The sequence below is a fragment of the Haloactinopolyspora alba genome, from assembly GCF_003014555.1.
Classification (GTDB): Bacteria; Actinomycetota; Actinomycetes; order Jiangellales; family Jiangellaceae; genus Haloactinopolyspora; species Haloactinopolyspora alba.
In genome coordinates, this window is the sequence record NZ_PYGE01000009.1 from 89,899 (window position 1) to 109,198 (window position 19,300).

Genomic DNA, 19,300 nt, shown 5'->3' on the forward strand with positions numbered 1-19,300 from the left:
ATGGGACAGGTCATCACGATCGGCCTCAACGGGCTCACCGTCGCCGCTCTCTACTTCCTGGTGGCCAGCGGCCTGACGTTGATCTTCGGGATGATGCGGGTCGTCAACCTGGCGCACGGCGCCTTCTACCTGCTCGGCGGGTACGTCGCGTTCAGCGTGATGGACTCCACGGACAGCTGGGGGCTGGGCCTGGCCGTCGCGTTGCTGACCGTCGGGCTGCTCGGCGTGCTCATGCACCAGGTGCTGCTGCGCGCGATCGAGCAGGAGGACATGAGGGTCGCGCTGGTCACGATCGGGGTGTCGCTCGTGCTGGCCGACCAGATGCTCGTCCAGTACGGCGGGGTGGCGTATTCGATCGCCCCGCCCGAGGCACTGCGCGGCGGCGTGGACATCGGGGTCGCGGACATCGTCTACCCGCGTTACCGGATCTTCGTACTCGTCCTGGCGGTGGCGGTCGGCCTCGCGCTGTGGCTGTTCATGAGCCGGACGCGCTTCGGCATGATCATCCGGGCGGGTGTCGACGACCGGGACATGGTCGCCGCCACCGGCATCAACGTCCGGGCCGTGTTCGCCGTGGTGTTCTTCGTCGGCTCCGCGCTCGCCGGGCTGGCGGGCGCCGTCGGCGGTGGGGCGTTCTCGTTGGCGCCGGGGACCGACGTGGAGTACCTGCTCTACTCGCTGATCGTGGTGATCGTCGGCGGGATGGGCAGTGTGGCCGGCGCCGCGATCGGGGCGTTGCTGGTCGGGCTGGTCTCCCAGTTCGCCCTCGGCTATCTGCCGGCGATGGCCTCGGTGATGACGTTCGCTCTGATGATCGTGGTGCTGGCGGTACGCCCGCAGGGGCTGATGGGCAGGCCGGCATGACGTGGGCGCGCGCCAATGTCCGGATCCTGGTGGCGATCCTGATCGTGATCGCACTGGTGGCGTTCCCGTTCGTCGTCCCACGTCCGCAGTTCTGGGTCGTCAGCGTCGGCATCCGCTCGCTGTGGCTGGGCATCGTCGCGCTCAGCCTGATCTGGCTGTCCCGGTACACGGGGATGCTCTCGCTGGGGCAGATGACGTTCTGGGCGGTGGCGGGCTACGGCGTCGCGATCATGAGCACGCAGAACGGTGTGCCGTACAGCATCTCGATCCCGGTGGCGATCGCGCTGGCGACGGTCGTCGGAGCGCTGGTGGGGCTGATCGCGGTGCGCACCCAGGGCGTCTATTTCCTGATGTTGACCCTCGCGACGTCGCAGCTCGCGTTCTACCTGGTGCTGAACGCCGCGTCGGTCACGCGGGGCTACGTGGGCATCGGCAACATCGACCGGCCGGAGTTCCTCGGGCTGTCGATGTCGGACCGGAACGTCTTCTACTTCGTCGCGCTGGCTCTCGCGGCCGCGGTCTCCGCACTGGCCTGGTATGCGACGCGGACCCCGTTCGGCCTGGCGTTGCAGGGCATCCGGGACAGCCCCGAACGGATGCGGGCGCTGGGCTACAACGTCTACCTGCACCGGGTGGCGGCTTTCACGTTCGCGTCGTTCATCGCGGCGGTCTCCGGTGCGTTGGCCCTGTTCTACCACGGGCGGATCACCCCTGGCGCGATCGACCTGATCCGGTCGATCGACGTCCTGATCGTGTCGGTCCTGGGCGGGATCCATTCGCTGGCCGGCGCCTTCATCGGTGCGCTCGGCCTGACGACGCTGCAGAACTTCGCCCAGGAGGGCTACATCCAGGTCCGCCGGATCACGTTGACCGGAGTCGTCTTCGTCGCGGTGTTGCTGTTCTTCCGCGGCGGCATCGTCGACCTGCCCAACCAGCTCCGCGAGTACCGCAGATCGGCGAGCAGGCAGTGGGCACGATTCCGCTCCCGAAAGCACGACGGCCGTACGGATCGGCCGTCTGGAGCAGATGTGAGTGACTCCGCGGGCGGCGCCGACGGGCGGGATCGGCAACAGCTGCCTCGCTGAGGCGAACAGTCCAGGAGAAGGGTGACACGCATGACGAAACGCATCTCGTTGTCCGCACGCAGGCTGGGTGCCGTACCACTCGCGTTGGCACTGGGGCTCGCCGCATGCGGGCAGACCGACGACGGCGGCGGTGGCATGGGCCAGCCGGAGCTCGATGGCGGGGACCAGGCGGAGGCCGACACCGAGGCCGAGGGCGACGAACTGGTGATCGGCCGGATCAGCGCGTTGGAAGGCGCCTTCGCCGCCGGGGCCGAGGACGGCGAACGAGGGGTCCAGATGGCGCTCGAGGAGTTCGGGCACGAGGTTGCCGGCCGGCCGATCAGGACGATCGTCGAGAGCTCGGACACCACACCGGAGACGGTCGTCGAGCGTGCCAGGAAGCTGGTCGAGCAGGACGGCGTCGACATCATCCACGGGCCGCTGTCCGGCTCGGAGGGGGTCGCCCTGGCCGACTACGCGAAGACCGTCCCGCACGTCACGTTCGTGGACGCCGCCTCGGGCGGAACCGAGACGACGCTGCGTGATCCGGCGGAGAACTACTTCCGCTGGCACTCGGACGGGGCGATGTGGACGGCGCCGATGGGGCCGTACGCGGTCGAGGAGCTCGGCTACGACCGGGTGGTGACGCTGGCCGAGGATTACTCGTTCCCGCACTCGCAGGTCGGCGGTTTCCTGAACGGGTACTGTGCCGCGGGCGGAGAAGTGGCGGAGACGTTCTGGGTGCCGCTCGGAGAGAGCGACTACAGCTCGGTGATCGCGTCCATCCCGGAGGACATCGACGCCATCTACGTCGCGCTCGGCGGATCGGACGCCGTGGACTTCCTCAGTCAGGCCATCAACTTCGGCATCGACAAACCGATCATCGGTGGTTCGATCCTGGTCGAGGAGACGGTGCTCAGTTCCGAAGGGCAGATCCGCGACGCCGCCCTCGGGACGGTCGCGTCGGGGGTGGTGCCACCGCCGGCCGCGGACGTCGCCGGCTGGCAGGACTTCGTCAGCCGTTACCAGGAGATGTTCCCGAACGGTTTCGACAACCCGTCGCATTTCGCCGCGCTCTATTACAACGGCTTCAAGGCGCTGCTGCTGGCGCTCGAGGAAGTGAACGGCGTCGTCGAGGAGGACGACGGCGAGGCGTTGCGGGCCGCGATGAGCGATCTGCAGTGGGACTCGCCGATCGGCCCGCTGGCACTGAACGAGAACCGGCAGGCCGAGGGTGACGTGTTCATCTACGAAGTGGTGGAGGGCGACGACGGCGGGCTGACCACGGAGCTGCGCGACGTCGGTGAGGACATACCGCAGCCGGAGGTCGTGTGGGAGCGGCTTGATGGCTGCCCGGCGCCGTGACCCGGCGCACGCGGGCCGGATCCTGAGCACGCGTGCGCTGACGAGGCACTTCGGTGGCGTGCATGCCGTCTCGGACGTCGACCTGGACGTCGGGACCGGCGAGCGGGTCTCCGTCATCGGCCCGAACGGTGCGGGGAAGTCGACTCTGTTCAACCTGGTGGCCGGTGAGTTCCGGCCGAGCGGGGGACGGGTCGAGATGTTCGGTGCGGACATGACGCGAGCGTCGATCCAGCAGCGAGCACACCGGGGGCTGGCCCGTACGTTCCAGACCTCGAAGCTGTTCACCAGCATGACCGTGGCGGACAACCTCTACCTGGCGTTGTGCGGCCGCCCGGGCTCGGTGCGGCGGTTGCGCGACGCCCGTCGCGACCACGAGCGCATCGGGCGCGCCCGCGGGTTGGCCGAACGCGCGGGACTCGGCGCCGAGTTCGGCGTCGAGGTCGGGGAGCTGTCGCACGGGCAGCAGCGGCAACTGGAGCTGGCGATGGCGCTGGCGGCGCAGCCGGCGCTGCTGATGCTCGACGAACCGGCGGCCGGCCTGTCCCCGTCCGAGCGCGGGCAGCTGACGACGGTGCTGCGCGAGCTGAGCGCCGGCGTGACGCTGCTGCTGATCGAGCACGACATGGACATCGCGCTGGTCATCGGGGAGCGGGTCGTCGTCATGTCCGACGGCGCGAAGGTGCTCGAGGGTTCGCCGTCGGAGATCCGGTCGAGCGAACTGGTCCGGCGCATCTACCTGGGAGGCACGCTCGATGTCCGATGACCACCGGTTGACGGTCCGGGACCTGGACGTCTACTACGACCAGGTCCACATCCTGCAGGGTGTCTCGTTCGACGTCGGTGCGGAACCGGTGGCGATGGTCGGGCGCAACGGGATGGGCAAGACCACTTTGGCCAAGGCGCTGGTCGGGTTGCACCCGGCCGGCGCCGGCTCGGTCACGTTCGACGGGCGGGAACTGCTCGGCGCGCGCCCGTACAAGGTCGTGGGGGCCGGCATCGGGTACGTGCCGCAGGGCCGTCGCATCTGGCCGGCTCTGAGCACCCACGAGCATCTGCGTATGGTCGGGGCGAAGCCGGGCTCACGGTGGACCGTGGACGCGGTGTACGACCTCTTCCCGCGGCTGGCCGAACGCCGGCGCGTCGGCGCGTCGAAACTCTCGGGCGGGGAGCAGCAGATGCTCGCGATCGGACGGGCGTTGCTGACGAACCCGCGGATGCTGGTGATGGACGAGCCGTCGGAAGGGCTGGCGCCGTCGGTGGTCGAGCAGCTCGTCGGGACGTTGCGGACGTTGGTCGACGAAGGACAGCGGGTCTTCCTGATCGAACAGAACCTCGGATTCGCCACCGAGGTGGGCGAGCGCGTCCTGGTCATGGTCAACGGACGGATCGCGGCCGACATGGGCGCCGACGAGCTGCTCGCGGACGAGGAGAAGCAGAACCTCTACCTCGGGGTCTCCTGATGCGCCGGGCGGCCCCGGGGTCAGGGCCCGATCGACGCGGCGAGTGCGGCGGCGGCGTCGCGCAGGACCGGCACCACTCTGCCGCCGGCGTCGGCGTCCACCCGGGTGTCCGGGCCCGAGATCGACAGTGCGGCCGGCGTGGGTGCTCCGGGCACCGGGACCGCGTAACACCGCACGCCGACCTCCTGCTCGCCGTCGTCGACGGCGTAGCCCTGCTCGCGGATGGCGTCGAGCTCGCCGGACAGGTCCTCGAGATCGGTGATGGTCCGCGGCGTCTGGCGTGGCAGCCCCGCGCGCTCGACGACGGTGTGCACGGCTTCGTCGGTGAGCTGGGCGAGCACTGCCTTGCCGACTCCGGTCGAGTGCATGTGGACACGTCTGCCCACTTCGGTGAACATGCGCATCGAGTGATGCGACGGCACCTGAGCCACGTAGACGACCATCTCGCCGTCGAGCATGGCGAGGTTGGCCGTCTCGCCGAGCGCCTCCACGAGGCCGGCCAGGTGCGGGCGAGCGGACGCTCCGAGCGCTCGGCCGGCTGTCTCGCCGAGCGGGACGAGGCGCGGGCCCAGTGCGTACCGGCGGGACGGCAGCCGCCGGACGTACCCGCGTCGCACCAGCGTGGCGACCAGCCGGTGGATGGTCGGCAGCGGTAGCCCGGACGCGGCGGCCAGCTGACTCAGGCTCGTCTCGCCGTCGGCGTCGGCCATCAGTTCGAGGAGGTCGAGCACCCGGTCGACGGACTGGACGCCGCCGTGGGCGGACTGTTCGGCTGCCACCGGCCGCACCTTTCGACGGATCGAGTTCGGATGGTCGCTGCGATCTTACGTGCAGGTCGCGGGACGGGGCATTGTGATTCCACGACACGGAAGTTAGTATCCACAAAGCGATAAACGACGAGAGGTGGTCGCCCATGTCGGACGTCGAGCTGACCGGACCGGTCGTCGAACGGAGCGAGGAGGTGCTGACCCCGGACGCCCTCGAGTTCGTCGCCGCGCTGCAGCGGCGGTTCGCGGCGCGTCGGGACGACCTCCTGTCGGCACGGGCCGAACGGCGCCGGCAGGTGATGCAGACCGGGCGGCTCGATTTCGACCCGGCGACGGCGGGCGTGCGCGAGAGCGACTGGCAGGTGGCTCCCGCCCCCGCCGACCTGCGAGATCGACGTGTCGAGATCACCGGGCCGACCGAACGCAAGATGGCCGTCAACGCGCTGAACTCGGGCGCCAAGGTGTGGCTCGCCGACCTCGAGGACTCGAACACCCCGCACTGGGGCAACGTCGTCGCCGGCCAGGTCAACCTGTATGACGCCGTGCGCCGGACACTCGCGCACGTCGGCCCGGACGGCAAGCAGTACCGGCTGCGTGCCGACGGCGAGCTCGCGACGATCGTGATGCGTCCGCGCGGCTGGCATCTCGACGAACGCCACGTGGTGGTCGACGGGGCGCCTACCGTCGGCGCGCTCGTCGATTTCGGGCTCTATTTCTTCCACAACGCGAAGGAGCTGCTCGAGCGGGGGAGCGGGCCGTACTTCTACCTGCCGAAGCTGGAGAGCCACCTCGAGGCCAGGCTGTGGAACGACGTCTTCGTCGAAGCGCAGCGGCTGCTGGACGTGCCGCGCGGCAGCGTCCGCGCGACGGTGCTGATCGAGACCATCCCCGCGGCCTTCGAGATGGACGAGATCCTCTACGAGCTGCGCGAGCACGCCTCGGGTCTCAACGCCGGCCGGTGGGACTACCTGTTCAGCATGATCAAGTACTTCCGGGACGCGGGAAGCGAGTTCGTGCTGCCCGATCGCGCGACGGTGACCATGACGGCTCCGTTCATGCGCGCCTACACCGAGCTGCTGGTCAGCACCTGCCACCGCCGCGGAGCCGTCGCGATGGGCGGGATGGCCGCGTTCATCCCCAGCCGGCGCGATCCGGAGGTGAACGAGCGGGCGCTGGCGAAGGTCCGGGCGGACAAGGAACGCGAGGCGGCCGACGGGTTCGACGGCTCCTGGGTCGCGCACCCGGACCTGGTTCCGGTCTGCCGCGAGGTCTTCGACTCGGTGCTCGGTGACCGGCCCAACCAGGTGGAGCGGCAGCGCACCGACGTGACGGTGTCCGCCGACGAGCTGCTGAACGTCGCTGCCACCGGGGGTGCGATAACCGAGGCCGGCGTGCGTGGCAACGTGTCGGTCGCGGTGCAGTATCTGGCGGCATGGCTCGGCGGCAACGGCGCGGCAGCCATCTCCAACCTGATGGAGGACGCCGCCACGGCCGAGATCGCGCGGGCCCAGATCTGGCACTGGAGCCACAACGCCGTCACGGCCGACGGTGTCGTGGTCACGCCCGAGTACGTGCGGACCGTCCTGGACGAGGAGCTCACCCGTATCCGGGACGCGTACGGAGATGCCTACGACGAACCACGTTTCGCCCAGGCGCGCGAGGTGTTCGAACGGGTCGCCCTGGCCGACGAGTTCGCCGACTTCCTCACGATCCCCGCCTACGACCTCATCGACACCACCACACCCGCCGTGGATTGACCACGTTCACCATGGAACTCCATGCGTCACCACCCCTGCAGGCCTCGTGACGCGTGCGAAAGCCTCGTGGTGGCCCGGGGCGGCCGCGCGGCGGTGGACGGGTCAGCCGCGCAGCTCCGCGACGACGGCGTCGTTGAACGGAGTCCACGCCTCGGCCGCCCACGGGCCGAAGTCGCGGTCGGTGAGTGCCACGCACGCGGCGCCGAGCTCCGGGTCCACCCACAGGAAGGTGCCGCTCTGGCCGAAGTGGCCGAACGTCCCGGCGGAGTTGGTGGTGCCGGTCCAGTGCGGCGACTTCGCGTCGCGGATTTCGAAGCCCAGGCCCCAGTCGTTCGGCTTCTGGTGCCCGTACCCGGGCAGAACGCCGGAAAGGCCGGGAAAGGCGACGCTGGTCGCCAGGTCGAGCGTCTCGTGGTGCAGCAGCCTGGGTGCCTGTAGCTCCGCGGCGAACGCGATCAGGTCGTGCAGCGACGACGACGCCCCCGCGCCGGGCGAGCCCTGGAACGTGGTCGCGGTCATGCGCAGCGGCGTGAGCAGACCGTCCTGGACGTACTCGGCGAACGGGATTCCCGACCGCTTGGCGACCGCGTCGGCCAGCTGCTCGAATCCGGTGCTGGAGTACAGCCGGCGCTCCCCGGGAGGGGCGACGACTTTGTGCTGGTCGAAGGCGAGCCCGCCGGTGTGTGCGAGCAGATGCCGGACGGTGGCGCCTTCTGGTCCCGCCGCGTCGTCGAGCCCGATGGCGCCCTCCTCGACGGCGAGCAGTGTGGCGTAGGCCGTCAGCAGTTTCGTCACCGACGCGAGCGGGTACACCCGGTCCGCATCGCCGTGGTGGCCCAGCACGGTCCCGTCACGTGACACGACGGCGGTGGCCGCGTTGTCGACGGGCCAGCTGTCGATCTGTCGCAGACTCTCCATGCCGTCGACCCTAGACGATGCCCGTTCCCATGATCATCGGCACTTTCCCGCTCATGTGGCCGGTAAGTGCCGATGATCATGGGAATGTTCGTGCCGCCACGCCGCGGTGGCGAGGGCCAACGCCGTCCCGGTGAGCGCCACGGCCACCCATACCGGCGCGACGTAGCCCCACCCGGCCGAGATGACGGCGCCGCCGGCCCACGGCCCTACCGTGTTGCCGACGTTGAAGGCGGACGTGTTCACCGATGCCGCGAGCGTGGGGGCGTCACCGGCGACGACGAACACGCGCGCGTTCAGCCCGGGCGCGATCGAGAACCCGGTGAGCCCGACGGCGACGATGGCGACCACCGCGGCGACCGGGTGCCCCGACACGACGGCCAGCACGACGAGCGCCGTCGCGAGCGCGATCAGACTGCCGAAGATGTTCGTGAACAGGCCACGGTCGGCGACGCGGCCGCCGATGGTGATGCCGACGAAAGTGCCGACGCCGAACAGCGCCAGCACGAACGGCACCGAGTCCTCCGGCACGCCGGCGACATCGGTGAGCAGGGGAGCGAAGTACGAGAACGCGGCGAACACCGCGGCCTGGAACGATGCGGTCGTCGCCAGTGCGAGCCAGATCCGGCGGCCGCGGAAGACGCGCAGCTCGTCGCGTACGCGCACGGACGGGACGTCGCCGCCCTGCGTGCGCGGGATCACCGCCATGACACCCACGGCCGCCAGAGCGGCGAGCGCGGCGACGGCCCAGAACGCCGCGCGCCAGCCGAGCTCCTGGCCCACCCAGGTGCCGGCCGGGACGCCGAGGACGTTCGACAGGGTCAGCCCGCCGACCAGTACGGCCAGCGCTCGCGCCGTGCTGCCGACGGGCGCGAGGCGTACCGCGACCACCGAAGCGACTGCCCAGAACGCGCCGGTCGCGACTGCGCTGACCACGCGCGTGACCATGAGCACCGAGTAGGAGGGTGCGAGCGCGCCCACGACGTGTCCGGCGACGAACACCGCGAGCGCGCCCAGCAGCGTCAGCTTGCGCGGTAGGCGCAGTGTGGCGACGGCCATGGTCGGAGCCCCGAGCGTCATGCCGATGGCGAACCCGGAGATCAGCAGCCCGGCGTCCGGGATGGACACGCCCATGTCCCGCGAGATCGTCGGCAGCAGGCCGGCGAGCATGAACTCGGTGGTGCCGAGGACGAAGATGCTCAGGCCGAGGAGGTAGACGGGACGTGGCACCCGTTCCTTCGACGGAGCCGGGGTGGCGGGCTCCGTGGGGGCGGCGGCGTCGGGCACGGTGCGGCTCCTAGTTTTGGATCATGTAGTTCAAAATATGGGCGCGCTCGACGGTGATCGGCGGCCGGGCGGGGTCGGGTCAGAGCGAGTCGACGAGGGCGTCGACGATGTCGGTCAGGTGTTCGCGTCGCGCGGTCACGCGGCCGACGACGTGGATGCCGGTCAGCGCGCTGTGCGTAAGGCGCGCGAGAGCGTGGGCGTCCCGGTCCGCGGCGATCTCGCCGGTGCGCTGGCCGCGTTCGATCAGCGCCCGCATCGTCTCGACGATGGTCTCGAAGTCGTCGCGCACCAGAGCCGCGACGTCGTCGTCGGAGTTGCCGACCTCCACCGCGGCGTTCAGCGCCAGGCATCCACGGCGCCCGGGGTCGGCGAGCTGGGCTTCCAGTGCGTCGGTGAGGAAGTCGCGGATGATCGGCCGCACCGGGCCGGTCCGCTCGACCAGTTCGGCCTGGGCGCTGCGGGTGCGGTCGCCGTAGCGGCGCAGTGCTTTGCCGTACAGCTCACGTTTGCTGGTGAACGTGTTGTAGAGGCTGCTGCGCCCCACCCCGGTTCCCTCGCAGAGGTCGTCGGTGGAGGTCGCGGTGTAGCCGCCGTCCCAGAAGACGTTCATGGCCGCGTCGACGACGGTGTCGGGGTCGAACTCTCGCGGGCGTGCCATGGCGTCGACGCTAGCAGTTATGGAACTAGCTGTCCAAAACAATCCGGCGCGCATCCGATGGCCCGGTGGACGGGGCGAGTCCGGCGGACGGGCGAGGCCGTAGGGCCGATCACCGTAGGTCGAGGCGGAGTTCTGCGGTGCTGCCGTCCCGATAGGTCACGTGGAGGCCGACACCGGCACCGCCCGCGCCGTCGAGCTCGTCGCCCGGAAACCACAGGGCGAAGCGTCCCCCCGAGACCGTGGCGACGACCTCACCATGGCTGGCGCTCCGGTACGACACGCCGGTCACCTCCGAGCCGACGATGCCCGCGGCGACGGAGAGCTCGCCGGCGTCGGCTTCTCCAGCACCCAGATCGGTGGCCACGACGTCGCGTGGGCCGGGCGCGGTGTAGGCGGCCGGAGCGCCGATGGAGCCGAACCAGTCCCGGAACAGCGGTGCCGACTCGTCGGTGATGCACGTGGCGGAGAAGCCACCGGTGCCGGCGAATGTCACCAACGTCCACTCGCCGCGCCGTTCGGCGATCGCCAGTTCGGCGCGCCGCAGGTCGTCGCTGAAATCCGGAGCGGTGCCACCCGCCTGCGCGGGGCCGTCTTGTTGAGCGTCACGGCAGTCGCCCGCAGCGTCGGCAGCGTCCTCGGACGAAACACTGCTCGGTACGGCGGTCCACGTGGCGAACGCGTCGTCACCGCCCGTCAGCGACGGGATGACGACGAAGACCGTCCCGGCAGTGACCACCGTTGCCGACGCGACTGCCACCACACGGACGCCACGGCGCGACCGGGCCTTCGCCGGTTCGTGATCGTGACGCTGGCCGGGGTCGGTCGCGAGGATGCGCTCCAGCGTCGCGCGGGCACCAGGGGTGTGCGGATCGACATCGGAGTCGGCGGGGTCGAGGGTCCGCAGCGTGGCGAGCGAGTCGGTGGTCCGGGTCATGACGATGGCTTCCTCTCGGGAGTGCCGCCAGGCGTGGACGAGGGTCGGGGCAGATGGTCGAGCTGCAGTCGCAATGCCCGGCGGGCTCGGCTCAGCCGCAGCCGGAACGCCACCGGAGAGACGCCCAGGACCGCGGCCGCCTGTGGAGCGTTGAGCCCGTCGAGCACGGACAGGGCCAGTGCTTCCTGGTGCATGTCGGACAGCCGCTGCCATGCGCGCGAGACGTCGACCTGGCGGCTGACCAGCTCCGCGTCGACGTCGGTGATGGAGCCCGACGGGACGTCCGCCAGACGTACCGTGAGTGCCCGCTGCCGTTCCGCGCCGCGATTCGTGTTGAGGATGACTCCGCGGGCGATGCCGAAGAGCCAGGCTCGCGCGTCGTCCCGCCGCGACGGCAGGTCCTCGAGGCGCTTCCAGGCGGTGAGAAAAGACTCCGCGACCACGTCTTCGGCGTGCGTGGACGGGACTCGGCGCTGCGCGAAGCGGAGCAGATCGGCGTACGTCGCTTCGTAGAGTGCGGTGAAACGGGACTCGCGGTCCCCAGTCGGCGACTGGCTGCTCATGCCCGTTACCTGTCCACCACGACCCCGAGTGTGTCGCGGATCCGGGGTCCGGAGCGCACGAGCTACGCGGGGCGGCTCAGTCGGCGCCGTCCAGGCCGCGACGCTTCAGCAGCGGCTCGATGCGCGGCTGCGCCCCACGGAACTCGCGGAAGGCCACCATCGGGTCGACACTGCCGCCGCGGGACAGCAACGTCCGGCGGAAGTGCTCGCCGTTCTCGCGCAGCAGGCCGCCGTTCTCCTCGAACCACTCGACGGTGTCGGCGTCGAGCACCTCGCTCCAGATGTAGGAGTAGTACCCGGCGCTGTAGTCGCCGTCGAAGATGTGCGCGAAGTAGGTCGTGCGGTAGCGCGGCGGAATCGTGTCGAGCGCGACACCGGCCCGTTGGAGGGCGGCTGCCTCGAACCCGGAGACGTCGTCGACGTGCTGGCCGTTCGCGGTCTCGTGCCAGGCCAGGTCCAGCAGCGACGCGGCGAGGTACTCCGTCGTCTTGAACCCCTGCCCCCATTCCCGCGAGTCGAGCAGGCGGCGCACCTGCTCCTGCGGGAGCGGCTCGCCGGCGCGGTAGTGCCGGGCGTAGTTCTCCAGCACCTCGGGGTGGACCGCCCACATCTCGTTCACCTGCGACGGGAACTCCACGAAGTCGCGGAAGACGCTCGTGCCGGAGAACGTCGGGTAGGTGACGTCGGAGAACAGGCCGTGCAGCGAGTGGCCGAACTCGTGGAACAGCGTCCGGACCTCGTCGAAGGTCAGCAGCGCCGGCTCGCCGTCGGGAGGACGCGGGATGTTCAGGTTGTTGACGACGACGGGTTTGGTCCCCAGCAGCGTCGACTGGTCGACGAAGGTGTTCATCCAGGCGCCGCCGCGCTTGGAGTCGCGGGTGAAGAAGTCGCCGAGGAACAGCCCGAGCGGCGTGCCGTCCTCGTCGAACACCTCGAACACCCGCACCTCGGGGTGGTAGCCGGACAGGTCGGTGCGCTCGGTGAACGTGACGCCGTACAGCCGGCTCGCAGCGTAGAAGACGCCGTCGCGCAGCACCCGCTCCAGTTCGAAGTACGGACGCAGCTGTGCGCCGTCGATGTCGTAGGTGGCGCGCTGGACCTGCTCGGAATAGAACGACCAGTCCCACGCCCGCAGTTCGATCTCGTCTCCGACGGCTTCCTGCAGTCGCGCGGCTTCCGCGCGCGCGTTGGCGACGGCCGCCGGCGTCAGCCTGGCCAGCATGTCGTGCACCGCCCCGGGGCTGCCGGCCGTGCTGTCCTCGAGCACGTAGGTCGCGTGGTCGGGGTAGCCGAGCAGTGCCGCCCGCTCGGCGCGCAGCGTCACCATCCGCGCGGCGATCTCGCCGTTGTCGTGCTCGTTGCCGTTGGCGCCGCGTTCGACGGACGCCCGGTGCAGGCGTTCGCGCAGGTCACGGTCGGTGAGCGAGGCGAGCGCCGGCTGGTTGCTGGGCAGTACGAGGGTGAGGACGTACGTGCCGTCGAGACCGCGGTCACTGGCCGCCTGCGCGGCCGCGGCGACGGCGTCGTCGGAGAGCCCGTCGAGCTGCGACGGGTCGTCGACGACGACGGCCGACGCGTTGGTGTCGGCGAGCAGGTTGTTCTGGAACCGCGTGGACAGCGTGGAGAGCTCCTCGTTGATCTCGCGCAACCGTGCCTGCTGCTCGTCGCCGAGCGCCGCGCCGGCCCGGACGAAACGCAGGTGCAGCCGTTCGAGCAGCCGGCGCGACTCCGGGTCGAGGGCGGAGGTGTCGTCGTTCGTCAGCGCCGTCACCCGCTCGAAGAGCCGGCGGTCGAGGTGGATCGCGTCGCTGTGCGCCGCCAGGGCGGGGGAGACCTCCTGCTGGATGGCCTGGATCTCCGGCGACGCGTCCGAGCTCGCCAGGTTGAAGAAGACGGCGGCCACCCGCTGCAGCGTCTGCCCGGACCTCTCCAGCGCGACGACGGTGTTCTCGAACGTCGGCGGGTCCGGGTTCGTGGCGATCGCCTCGACCTCGGCGCGCTGCTCGCTCATGCCCCGCTCGAACGCGGGCCGGTAGTGCGCGTCCTCGATCGTCTCGAACGGCGGCAGCTGATACGGCAGGTCGCTGACGGTGAAGAACGGGTTGTCGGCCATCGGGCCACGGTAGCCGAGCGGCGCCGCGGAGAGGCCGCGAGGTCGCCTCCCGTCCGCGCCCACGGGCCGACCTGGGAGGATGTCGGCATGGATGATCGCGTGGACGACGGGGACGCCGGCTCACGGCCGCAGTCGGCGGGCGTGCAGCACGAGCTGGCTCTGACGGGCGGGCCGACCAGCGTGCGCGCCGTCGTGTCGGCGGTCGGAGCGAGCCCGCGGGTGCTCACGGTTGACGGCGTCGACCTGGTGGAGTCGTATTCGCCGCGGCGGCCCCCGCCGATGGCGGCCGGGGTGGTGCTCGTGCCCTGGCCCAACCGCGTGGACGGTGGCCGGTGGCACCTCGGCGCCGTGGAGCAGCAACTCGAGATCAACGAGGCGCACCTCGGGCATGCGATCCACGGGCTGCTCCGCGACACCAGCTACGAGGTGGCGGAGCGCGACAACGACCGCATCACGCTCGCCGCTACCGTCGAGCCGGCACCCGGATACCCGTTCCGGCTGGACACGCGGGTGCATTACCGGGTCGTCCCCGACGGGCTGGCGGTGCGGCACGAGATCCGCAACACCGGGCCCGCGACGGCGCCGGTCGCGCTGGGTACGCACCCGTATCTGCGGGTGGGCGACGTGCCGGCCGGCGAGCTGACCGTGACGTTGCCGGCGGCGCGAGCGTTGAGCCTGGACGAGCGGAACATCCCGACCGGCGCGTTCGACGTCGACGGGACGAGCTACGACCTCCGGGGTGGTGCGCCGGTCCGCGACGCTGTGCGGCACGCGTCGTTCGGCGCCCTGGACGTCGTGGACGGCGAGATCACGCACACGCTGAGCGCCCCGGACGGCCGTGCGCTCGACGTCGTGGCCGAGCCCGACTTCGGCTACGTGCACTTCTTCGTCACGGACGACTTTCCGACCGAGCGCGGGCCGACGACGGCGGTGGCGATCGAGCCGATGACCGCGCCGCCGGACGCGTTGCGCTCGGGCGAGGCGGTGCGCTGGCTGGCCCCCGGTGAGACGTGGTCGCTCGGCTGGCGGCTGCGACTGCGGAACGGATGACGGCTCAGCCGTCGAGCGCGTTCGCCACCGTCCGGACGATGCCGTCCCACAGCGCCAGCGACGGAAGTGCGTGCAGCGTCACCCGGTCGCCGTCGGTGACGACCTGACGGTGCCCGGACGCCCCGGCGTCCAGCACCATGAACGAATCGTTGGTCGGGCTGACGGTGAGTCCCCAGGTGAACAGAGGCTGGCTCCAGATCTCGGCGAGCCGCTCGTGCGCGCCGGACGGTACGGCGACCGTGTGGTCGACCAGCCGCCGGGTGAACGGTTCGGCCGGAACCTCGAGCGTGGCGGGCGCGAGGACGCGTCGCGGCGTGACCAGGGCCCATCGGGCGGCGGCGAGGATCGGCTGTTCTCGCGGCACGATCTGCAGGCTGAGCTCGCGTCCCGGGGACGTGTCGTGGCCGGCGAGCGCCTCGGCGGTGGGCTCGACGTCCCTCCACGGCGCGTCGGTGCAGAACAGCACAGCGCAGGACGGCCCGATCCAGGCCCGGAAGTGACGCGGCGCATGCCCGACCGCCGCCTCGATGTCGATGGTGCACAGCGGTTCGCGGACGGCGTCGACAGCCGGCCGGATGTGCTCGGGAACCGAGCCGTCGTCGGCGAGCAGCTCGAAGCGCCGCAGCCGTTCGGTCTCGTCCCGCAGTGCGGAGTCGACACGGTCGAGGGGCACCGGGTCGACGGCGGCGTCGAGCCACGCCTTCAGCCCTTCGGGCGTCAGCCACAGCCGTTCGGCGCTCTCGAACCGGGCCCGGAGCTGCTCCTGGACCTGCTGCTTACGTTGCGATTCGAGGCCCAGGGGCGACGGTCCGGCGCCGCTCATGCGGGGTCACCGGCGGGGGTGGCGAGCCGGCTGGCGACCGACAGCCCCGCGGCGGCGTGCGCGAAGACGTCGGCAGCCCACAGGTACTGTTCGACCGAGCTCGTGCCGGTCATGCTCGTGGCGATTCCTGCATCGTCAAGAGCCCAGTATTGCTGGGCAACCAGTGTGTGCATGCCCTCTCGGTAGCCCGTGATGACCCGGCGGCCCTCGAACCCGCCGACCCAGAGCGGATCGATCGCGATCACGTGCGCGTCGGTCAGGTTCGCGCGGAGCCCGGCGACCATCGTGCGCGTGTACTCCGCGATGTCGCGCTGCTGTTCGACCGGCTGCTCGACCGTGACGACGATCGACGGTCTGAAGTCGCCCTCGCGCTCGGCCGCCGGACTGAGCATGGTGAGGATCGCCGGGGCCTGCGGGTCCGCGTGGACGGCCCATCCGTCGGGAACCAGCACTTCGAGCCCGGTCGGCGGCACCGACGTGCTGTCCCACTCGCTGGCCGAACGGAACGCGGCGGGGTCGTGCGGTTCACCGAGGTCGTCGGCGCTCATGTGGTCGTCGTCCTTTCTACGCGGCTGAAGCGGCCGTCCACCGTCTGACGCATCCGCCGTGGCCTCGTGCCCCGGGCGAGCCGGCGCCGGACCTGATCCGGGTCCTGGGGAACCAGCAGATCGAGTGCACCGTGGCCGGGCACGGTCCCGAGCCTGACGACGGTGCCGTCGTCGCCGGCGGTCACGGCGGAACCTCCGGTGTCGGCCGGTGAGTGGAGCACGGCGAACCAGTTGTCGTGGTGGCGCGCGTCCTCGGCCGGGGCCTGGACGAAGGCGGCGAGGTCACCGTCGACCAGCAGTTCGCCCTCGACCTCGGCCACGGTGCCGGTCACCACCCCGGTGTGACGGTCCGGCAGCGGCCCGCGCAGCCGACCGGGCAGCCGGAGCCGGGGACGGACGTGCAGCCCGCCAACGGACAGCGCGTGCCATTCGCTGCTCGCGACCGGCGCGCTCCGCTGCCACACGACGACGTCGTGCCCGTGATCCATGGCGAGCACGTCGGCCCGCATACGCGCGTCCGGGTTTCCGGCGCGGTAGAGCTTCGAGTTCTTCAGCAACTCCCGGCGCCAGCGCGGCACCAGCGCCGGCGGCATCCAGACGAAGAAGCCCAAACCCGCGACGACCAGCAGCAGACCGACGGCGCCGACGGTCAGTCCCAGCGTCTCGGCCGACTGGCGAAGCACGCCTCCGGCGACCACGCCGAGCAGCCCGGCGGCGACCCAGCCGACGGCGAAGGCCCCGTATCGGGTTCCGACACCGCGATAGGTCCAGGACCGGTACCGCCCGCGGTAGGCCGCCAACGCGGGAGCGGCCAGCACGCCGGTGAACAGGACCACGATCACCAGGCCGCCGACGGCATCGGCACTCATGACTCTGCCTCGGCTCTCGGACGGCGACGTACGGTGACGGTCATCAGAATACCGAGTTCCACGCGCCGGACACGGCATCACCGATGCCCTCGCCCACGTCCTTGACGAACTCCCCGGCGTCGGCACCGAACTCCTTGACGGCCGAGCCGATCTGCGCTCCGCCCCAGGCGCCGGCCACGCCACCGATGATGCCTCCGACCACGCCGCCGATGGCCGTGCCCGGACCGGGGAAGAAGCTGCCGATGGCGGCGCCGGCGATTGCTCCGCCCTTGGCTCCGGCCCAGCCTCCGGCGAGCGACGCCCCGGCGGTGACGGTGCCGGCGCCGGTGGAACGGGCGATGTGATCGCCGGTCGTCATGTCCGGGTGGTACCGGGCGTCCTGTTCCCACTGGCTGGTGAAGTTGCTGTAGAAGGCGAGCCCGGTGCCGACGCCGACCAGGCCGCGCGAGCCCCATTTGGCCCAGCCCGGAGGACGGATCGGGGTGTTGCGCAACCGGCCGCGTCGTTGTGCGTCGTCGCCGAAGTTCGACGGCGGCGTCGCGACGTTGCGCAACGCCATGTCGTCCGCGACGGACTGCGGCAGCAGCAGGCCGCTCGGGCGCTGCACCAGCGGGGTGCCCCGGTAACTGCCGGCCGACGGAAGGGTGCTGCGGACGTTGCTGGTCAACGGAACCTGAGTTCCGGGAGCGGCCACGTAGTAGCCACGGCCGTAACGCTCGAGCAGCGCCTGCGGGATCCCGATGGTGAAGGCGCCGGTCTCGTTCGAGTACGGGTCGGCCAGGTTGCGGTAGTTGGGGAGCCAGTACTCGAACATCTTCATCTGTTCGAGGTCTTCGATCGGCTTCTGGTTGACGACGAAGTCGATCGCCTTCCCCTGGGCTCTTCCGGCCTCCTCGACAAGGTCGCCGGCGATGCTCTCGGCGCGCGAGCGTACCGACGGGCCACCGCCGAGTAGGTCGGCGACGTCGTCGATGGTGCTCTGCGCATCGATGCCGATCTGCGTGATCGCGTCGCAGGCGTCCACCGTTTTCGCGCTCATTTTCATGAGCCGGTCCGGGTCGATCTCGGCCACGTGGCCACGATAATGGGTGGCCATGGGTGATCAACAGCGGCTGCGGGACGCGGCGACGAAACTCCGTGGGTACTCCGGTGATCTCACCTCCGAGATCGACACACTGATCCGCAAGTACCCGGAATCGGACAACATCTGGACCGGCCCGGCGGCCGACACGTTCTACGGGACACGCGATGACGTGCGACGCCGCCTCGAGACACTCGCCGGCGACCTCGACGACCACGCCGACGCGCTGGACGACAAGGCCGACTCCACCGGAGAGGAGCCCGAAGGCGAGTGACGCGCGCCGCGGCGCTCAGGTGGTCGGTGCCTTCGGCACCCGGCTCCAGCGACTGTCGATGGTGTTGCGCACTCGGCGCCGCTTCGTGCCACGGGCCAGTGCTCGCCGGACCCGCGCCGCGTCGTCCGGAACCAGCAGCTGCACCGGTCCGTGCCGAGGAACGGTCCCGAGTGCGACCACGCTGGACCCGGATTCGGCTCCGGGAGCGACGTCGTCGGGGCCGACCGGCTCGCGGAGTACCGCGAACCAGTTGTCCCCGTGCTCGGCGTCCTCGGCGGGGGCTTGGACGAAGGCGGCGAGTTCCCCGTCGACGAGCAGTTCGCCGGTGACCTCGACAGGCGTATCGGTCACCGCTCCGGTCACCCGATCGGGCAACGGTCCGTGCAGGACGCCTGCGAGGCGAAGGCGAGGCCGGATGTGCATGCCGGTGACGGCGAGCGCGGGCTTCTCGGACTCGTCGGTCGGGGCGGTGCGACGCCATGCGACGAGCCGGCGCCCGCCGTCCATGTCGAGCACATGTGGCTGCAGAGCGGACTCGGGGTCTCCGTTGCGGTAGAGCTTCGCGTTCTTCAGCAGTTCACGTCGCCAATGCGGGACGAGGAACGAAGGCATCCAGGCGAAGAATCCCATCCCGGTGAAGACAGCGAGCAGCGCCGGAACACCGACAGCTGTGCCGATGGATTCGAACCGCTGAAGTATCAGCCCGCCGATCAGCACCCCGTAGAGTCCGATGCCGATCCAGCCGGCTGCGAACGCGCCGTACCGCGTCCCTAGTCCGGTGTACGTCCAGGATCGGTAGCGACCACGATAGGCCTCGACCGACATCCAGACGGGCCCCGCCACGAACGCGGTGACGATCAGCACAGGAACGACGATGCTACTCATACGCAGTCATACTCTGCGACGTA

General features: G+C 70.4%; 20 protein-coding genes. 8 read left to right on the forward strand and 12 right to left on the reverse strand.

Annotated features, from left to right (window positions below; genetic code table 11):
• The 5 genes from CLV30_RS13610 to CLV30_RS13630 are packed head-to-tail and all read left to right on the forward strand — an operon-like array spanning position 1 to position 4,753.
• Complete coding sequence (locus tag CLV30_RS13610; protein WP_106537770.1) at positions 1-864, forward strand: branched-chain amino acid ABC transporter permease; 864 nt, start codon at positions 1-3, stop codon at positions 862-864.
• Complete coding sequence (locus CLV30_RS13615; RefSeq protein WP_106537771.1) at positions 861-1,949, forward strand: branched-chain amino acid ABC transporter permease; 1,089 nt, start codon at positions 861-863, stop codon at positions 1,947-1,949. The genes CLV30_RS13610 and CLV30_RS13615 overlap by 4 nt, the downstream gene beginning before the upstream one ends.
• A gap of 30 nt (positions 1,950-1,979) precedes the next feature.
• Positions 1,980-3,293: an ABC transporter substrate-binding protein gene (locus tag CLV30_RS13620; protein ID WP_106537772.1), complete on the forward strand. Its 1,314-nt coding sequence runs from the start codon at positions 1,980-1,982 to the stop codon at positions 3,291-3,293.
• A complete protein-coding gene (locus CLV30_RS13625) occupies positions 3,274-4,056 on the forward strand; it encodes an ABC transporter ATP-binding protein (RefSeq protein WP_106537773.1) in 783 nt (260 codons plus the stop codon). Before CLV30_RS13620 ends, CLV30_RS13625 begins: the two co-directional genes overlap by 20 nt.
• On the forward strand, positions 4,046-4,753 hold the full coding sequence (locus CLV30_RS13630; RefSeq protein ID WP_106537774.1) for an ABC transporter ATP-binding protein: 708 nt from the start codon (positions 4,046-4,048) through the stop codon (positions 4,751-4,753). Before CLV30_RS13625 ends, CLV30_RS13630 begins: the two co-directional genes overlap by 11 nt.
• A 20-nt stretch (positions 4,754-4,773) precedes the next feature.
• Here the strand turns inward: CLV30_RS13630 and CLV30_RS13635 are convergent, their stop codons facing one another.
• Positions 4,774-5,532 carry an IclR family transcriptional regulator gene (locus CLV30_RS13635; RefSeq protein WP_240723312.1) on the reverse strand — a complete coding sequence of 253 codons (759 nt, stop codon included), beginning with the start codon at positions 5,530-5,532 and terminating at the stop codon, positions 4,774-4,776.
• Positions 5,533-5,666: 134 nt separating this feature from the next.
• Between CLV30_RS13635 and aceB the strand changes: the two genes are divergently transcribed.
• Positions 5,667-7,277, forward strand: a complete 1,611-nt coding sequence (aceB, locus tag CLV30_RS13640; RefSeq protein WP_106537775.1) for a malate synthase A — start codon at positions 5,667-5,669, stop codon at positions 7,275-7,277.
• A gap of 102 nt (positions 7,278-7,379) precedes the next feature.
• On the opposite strand, the gene CLV30_RS13645 is transcribed toward aceB, so the two are convergent.
• From CLV30_RS13645 to CLV30_RS13670, 6 genes are all read right to left on the reverse strand, one after another.
• On the reverse strand, positions 7,380-8,195 hold the full coding sequence (locus CLV30_RS13645) for a serine hydrolase domain-containing protein (protein ID WP_106537776.1): 816 nt from the start codon (positions 8,193-8,195) through the stop codon (positions 7,380-7,382).
• A gap of 51 nt (positions 8,196-8,246) precedes the next feature.
• The gene (locus CLV30_RS13650) at positions 8,247-9,479 is read right to left on the reverse strand and encodes a Cmx/CmrA family chloramphenicol efflux MFS transporter (protein ID WP_205740853.1); all 1,233 of its coding nucleotides are present in this window, start codon (positions 9,477-9,479) and stop codon (positions 8,247-8,249) included.
• 79 nt (positions 9,480-9,558) lie between these two features.
• A complete protein-coding gene (locus CLV30_RS13655) occupies positions 9,559-10,137 on the reverse strand; it encodes a TetR/AcrR family transcriptional regulator (protein ID WP_165358627.1) in 579 nt (192 codons plus the stop codon).
• Positions 10,138-10,246: 109 nt separating this feature from the next.
• Complete coding sequence (locus CLV30_RS13660; RefSeq protein ID WP_106537778.1) at positions 10,247-11,071, reverse strand: hypothetical protein; 825 nt, start codon at positions 11,069-11,071, stop codon at positions 10,247-10,249.
• Positions 11,068-11,634 (reverse strand): RNA polymerase sigma factor, encoded by a 567-nt coding sequence (locus tag CLV30_RS13665; protein ID WP_106537779.1) that lies wholly within the window; start codon positions 11,632-11,634, stop codon positions 11,068-11,070. Before CLV30_RS13665 ends, CLV30_RS13660 begins: the two co-directional genes overlap by 4 nt.
• Before the next feature lie 76 nt (positions 11,635-11,710).
• Complete coding sequence (locus CLV30_RS13670; RefSeq protein ID WP_106537780.1) at positions 11,711-13,747, reverse strand: M3 family metallopeptidase; 2,037 nt, start codon at positions 13,745-13,747, stop codon at positions 11,711-11,713.
• Between the two features lie 87 nt (positions 13,748-13,834).
• Between CLV30_RS13670 and CLV30_RS13675 the strand changes: the two genes are divergently transcribed.
• Positions 13,835-14,797: an aldose 1-epimerase family protein gene (locus tag CLV30_RS13675; RefSeq protein WP_106537781.1), complete on the forward strand. Its 963-nt coding sequence runs from the start codon at positions 13,835-13,837 to the stop codon at positions 14,795-14,797.
• 4 nt (positions 14,798-14,801) lie between these two features.
• Here the strand turns inward: CLV30_RS13675 and CLV30_RS13680 are convergent, their stop codons facing one another.
• From CLV30_RS13680 to CLV30_RS13695, 4 genes are read right to left on the reverse strand one after another with little or no spacing between them, the layout of a single operon-like run.
• Complete coding sequence (locus CLV30_RS13680; RefSeq protein WP_106537782.1) at positions 14,802-15,620, reverse strand: hypothetical protein; 819 nt, start codon at positions 15,618-15,620, stop codon at positions 14,802-14,804.
• The gene (locus CLV30_RS13685; RefSeq protein WP_106537783.1) at positions 15,617-16,168 is read right to left on the reverse strand and encodes a hypothetical protein; all 552 of its coding nucleotides are present in this window, start codon (positions 16,166-16,168) and stop codon (positions 15,617-15,619) included. Before CLV30_RS13685 ends, CLV30_RS13680 begins: the two co-directional genes overlap by 4 nt.
• Positions 16,165-17,037 carry a hypothetical protein gene (locus tag CLV30_RS13690; protein WP_106537784.1) on the reverse strand — a complete coding sequence of 291 codons (873 nt, stop codon included), beginning with the start codon at positions 17,035-17,037 and terminating at the stop codon, positions 16,165-16,167. The genes CLV30_RS13685 and CLV30_RS13690 overlap by 4 nt, the downstream gene beginning before the upstream one ends.
• 43 nt (positions 17,038-17,080) lie before the next feature.
• Complete coding sequence (locus CLV30_RS13695) at positions 17,081-18,109, reverse strand: hypothetical protein (RefSeq protein ID WP_106537785.1); 1,029 nt, start codon at positions 18,107-18,109, stop codon at positions 17,081-17,083.
• Positions 18,110-18,131: 22 nt separating this feature from the next.
• Between CLV30_RS13695 and CLV30_RS13700 the strand changes: the two genes are divergently transcribed.
• Complete coding sequence (locus tag CLV30_RS13700) at positions 18,132-18,392, forward strand: WXG100 family type VII secretion target (protein WP_106537786.1); 261 nt, start codon at positions 18,132-18,134, stop codon at positions 18,390-18,392.
• 15 nt (positions 18,393-18,407) lie between these two features.
• On the opposite strand, the gene CLV30_RS13705 is transcribed toward CLV30_RS13700, so the two are convergent.
• Positions 18,408-19,277 (reverse strand): hypothetical protein, encoded by an 870-nt coding sequence (locus tag CLV30_RS13705; RefSeq protein ID WP_129711012.1) that lies wholly within the window; start codon positions 19,275-19,277, stop codon positions 18,408-18,410.
• Positions 19,278-19,300 lie beyond the last annotated feature (23 nt).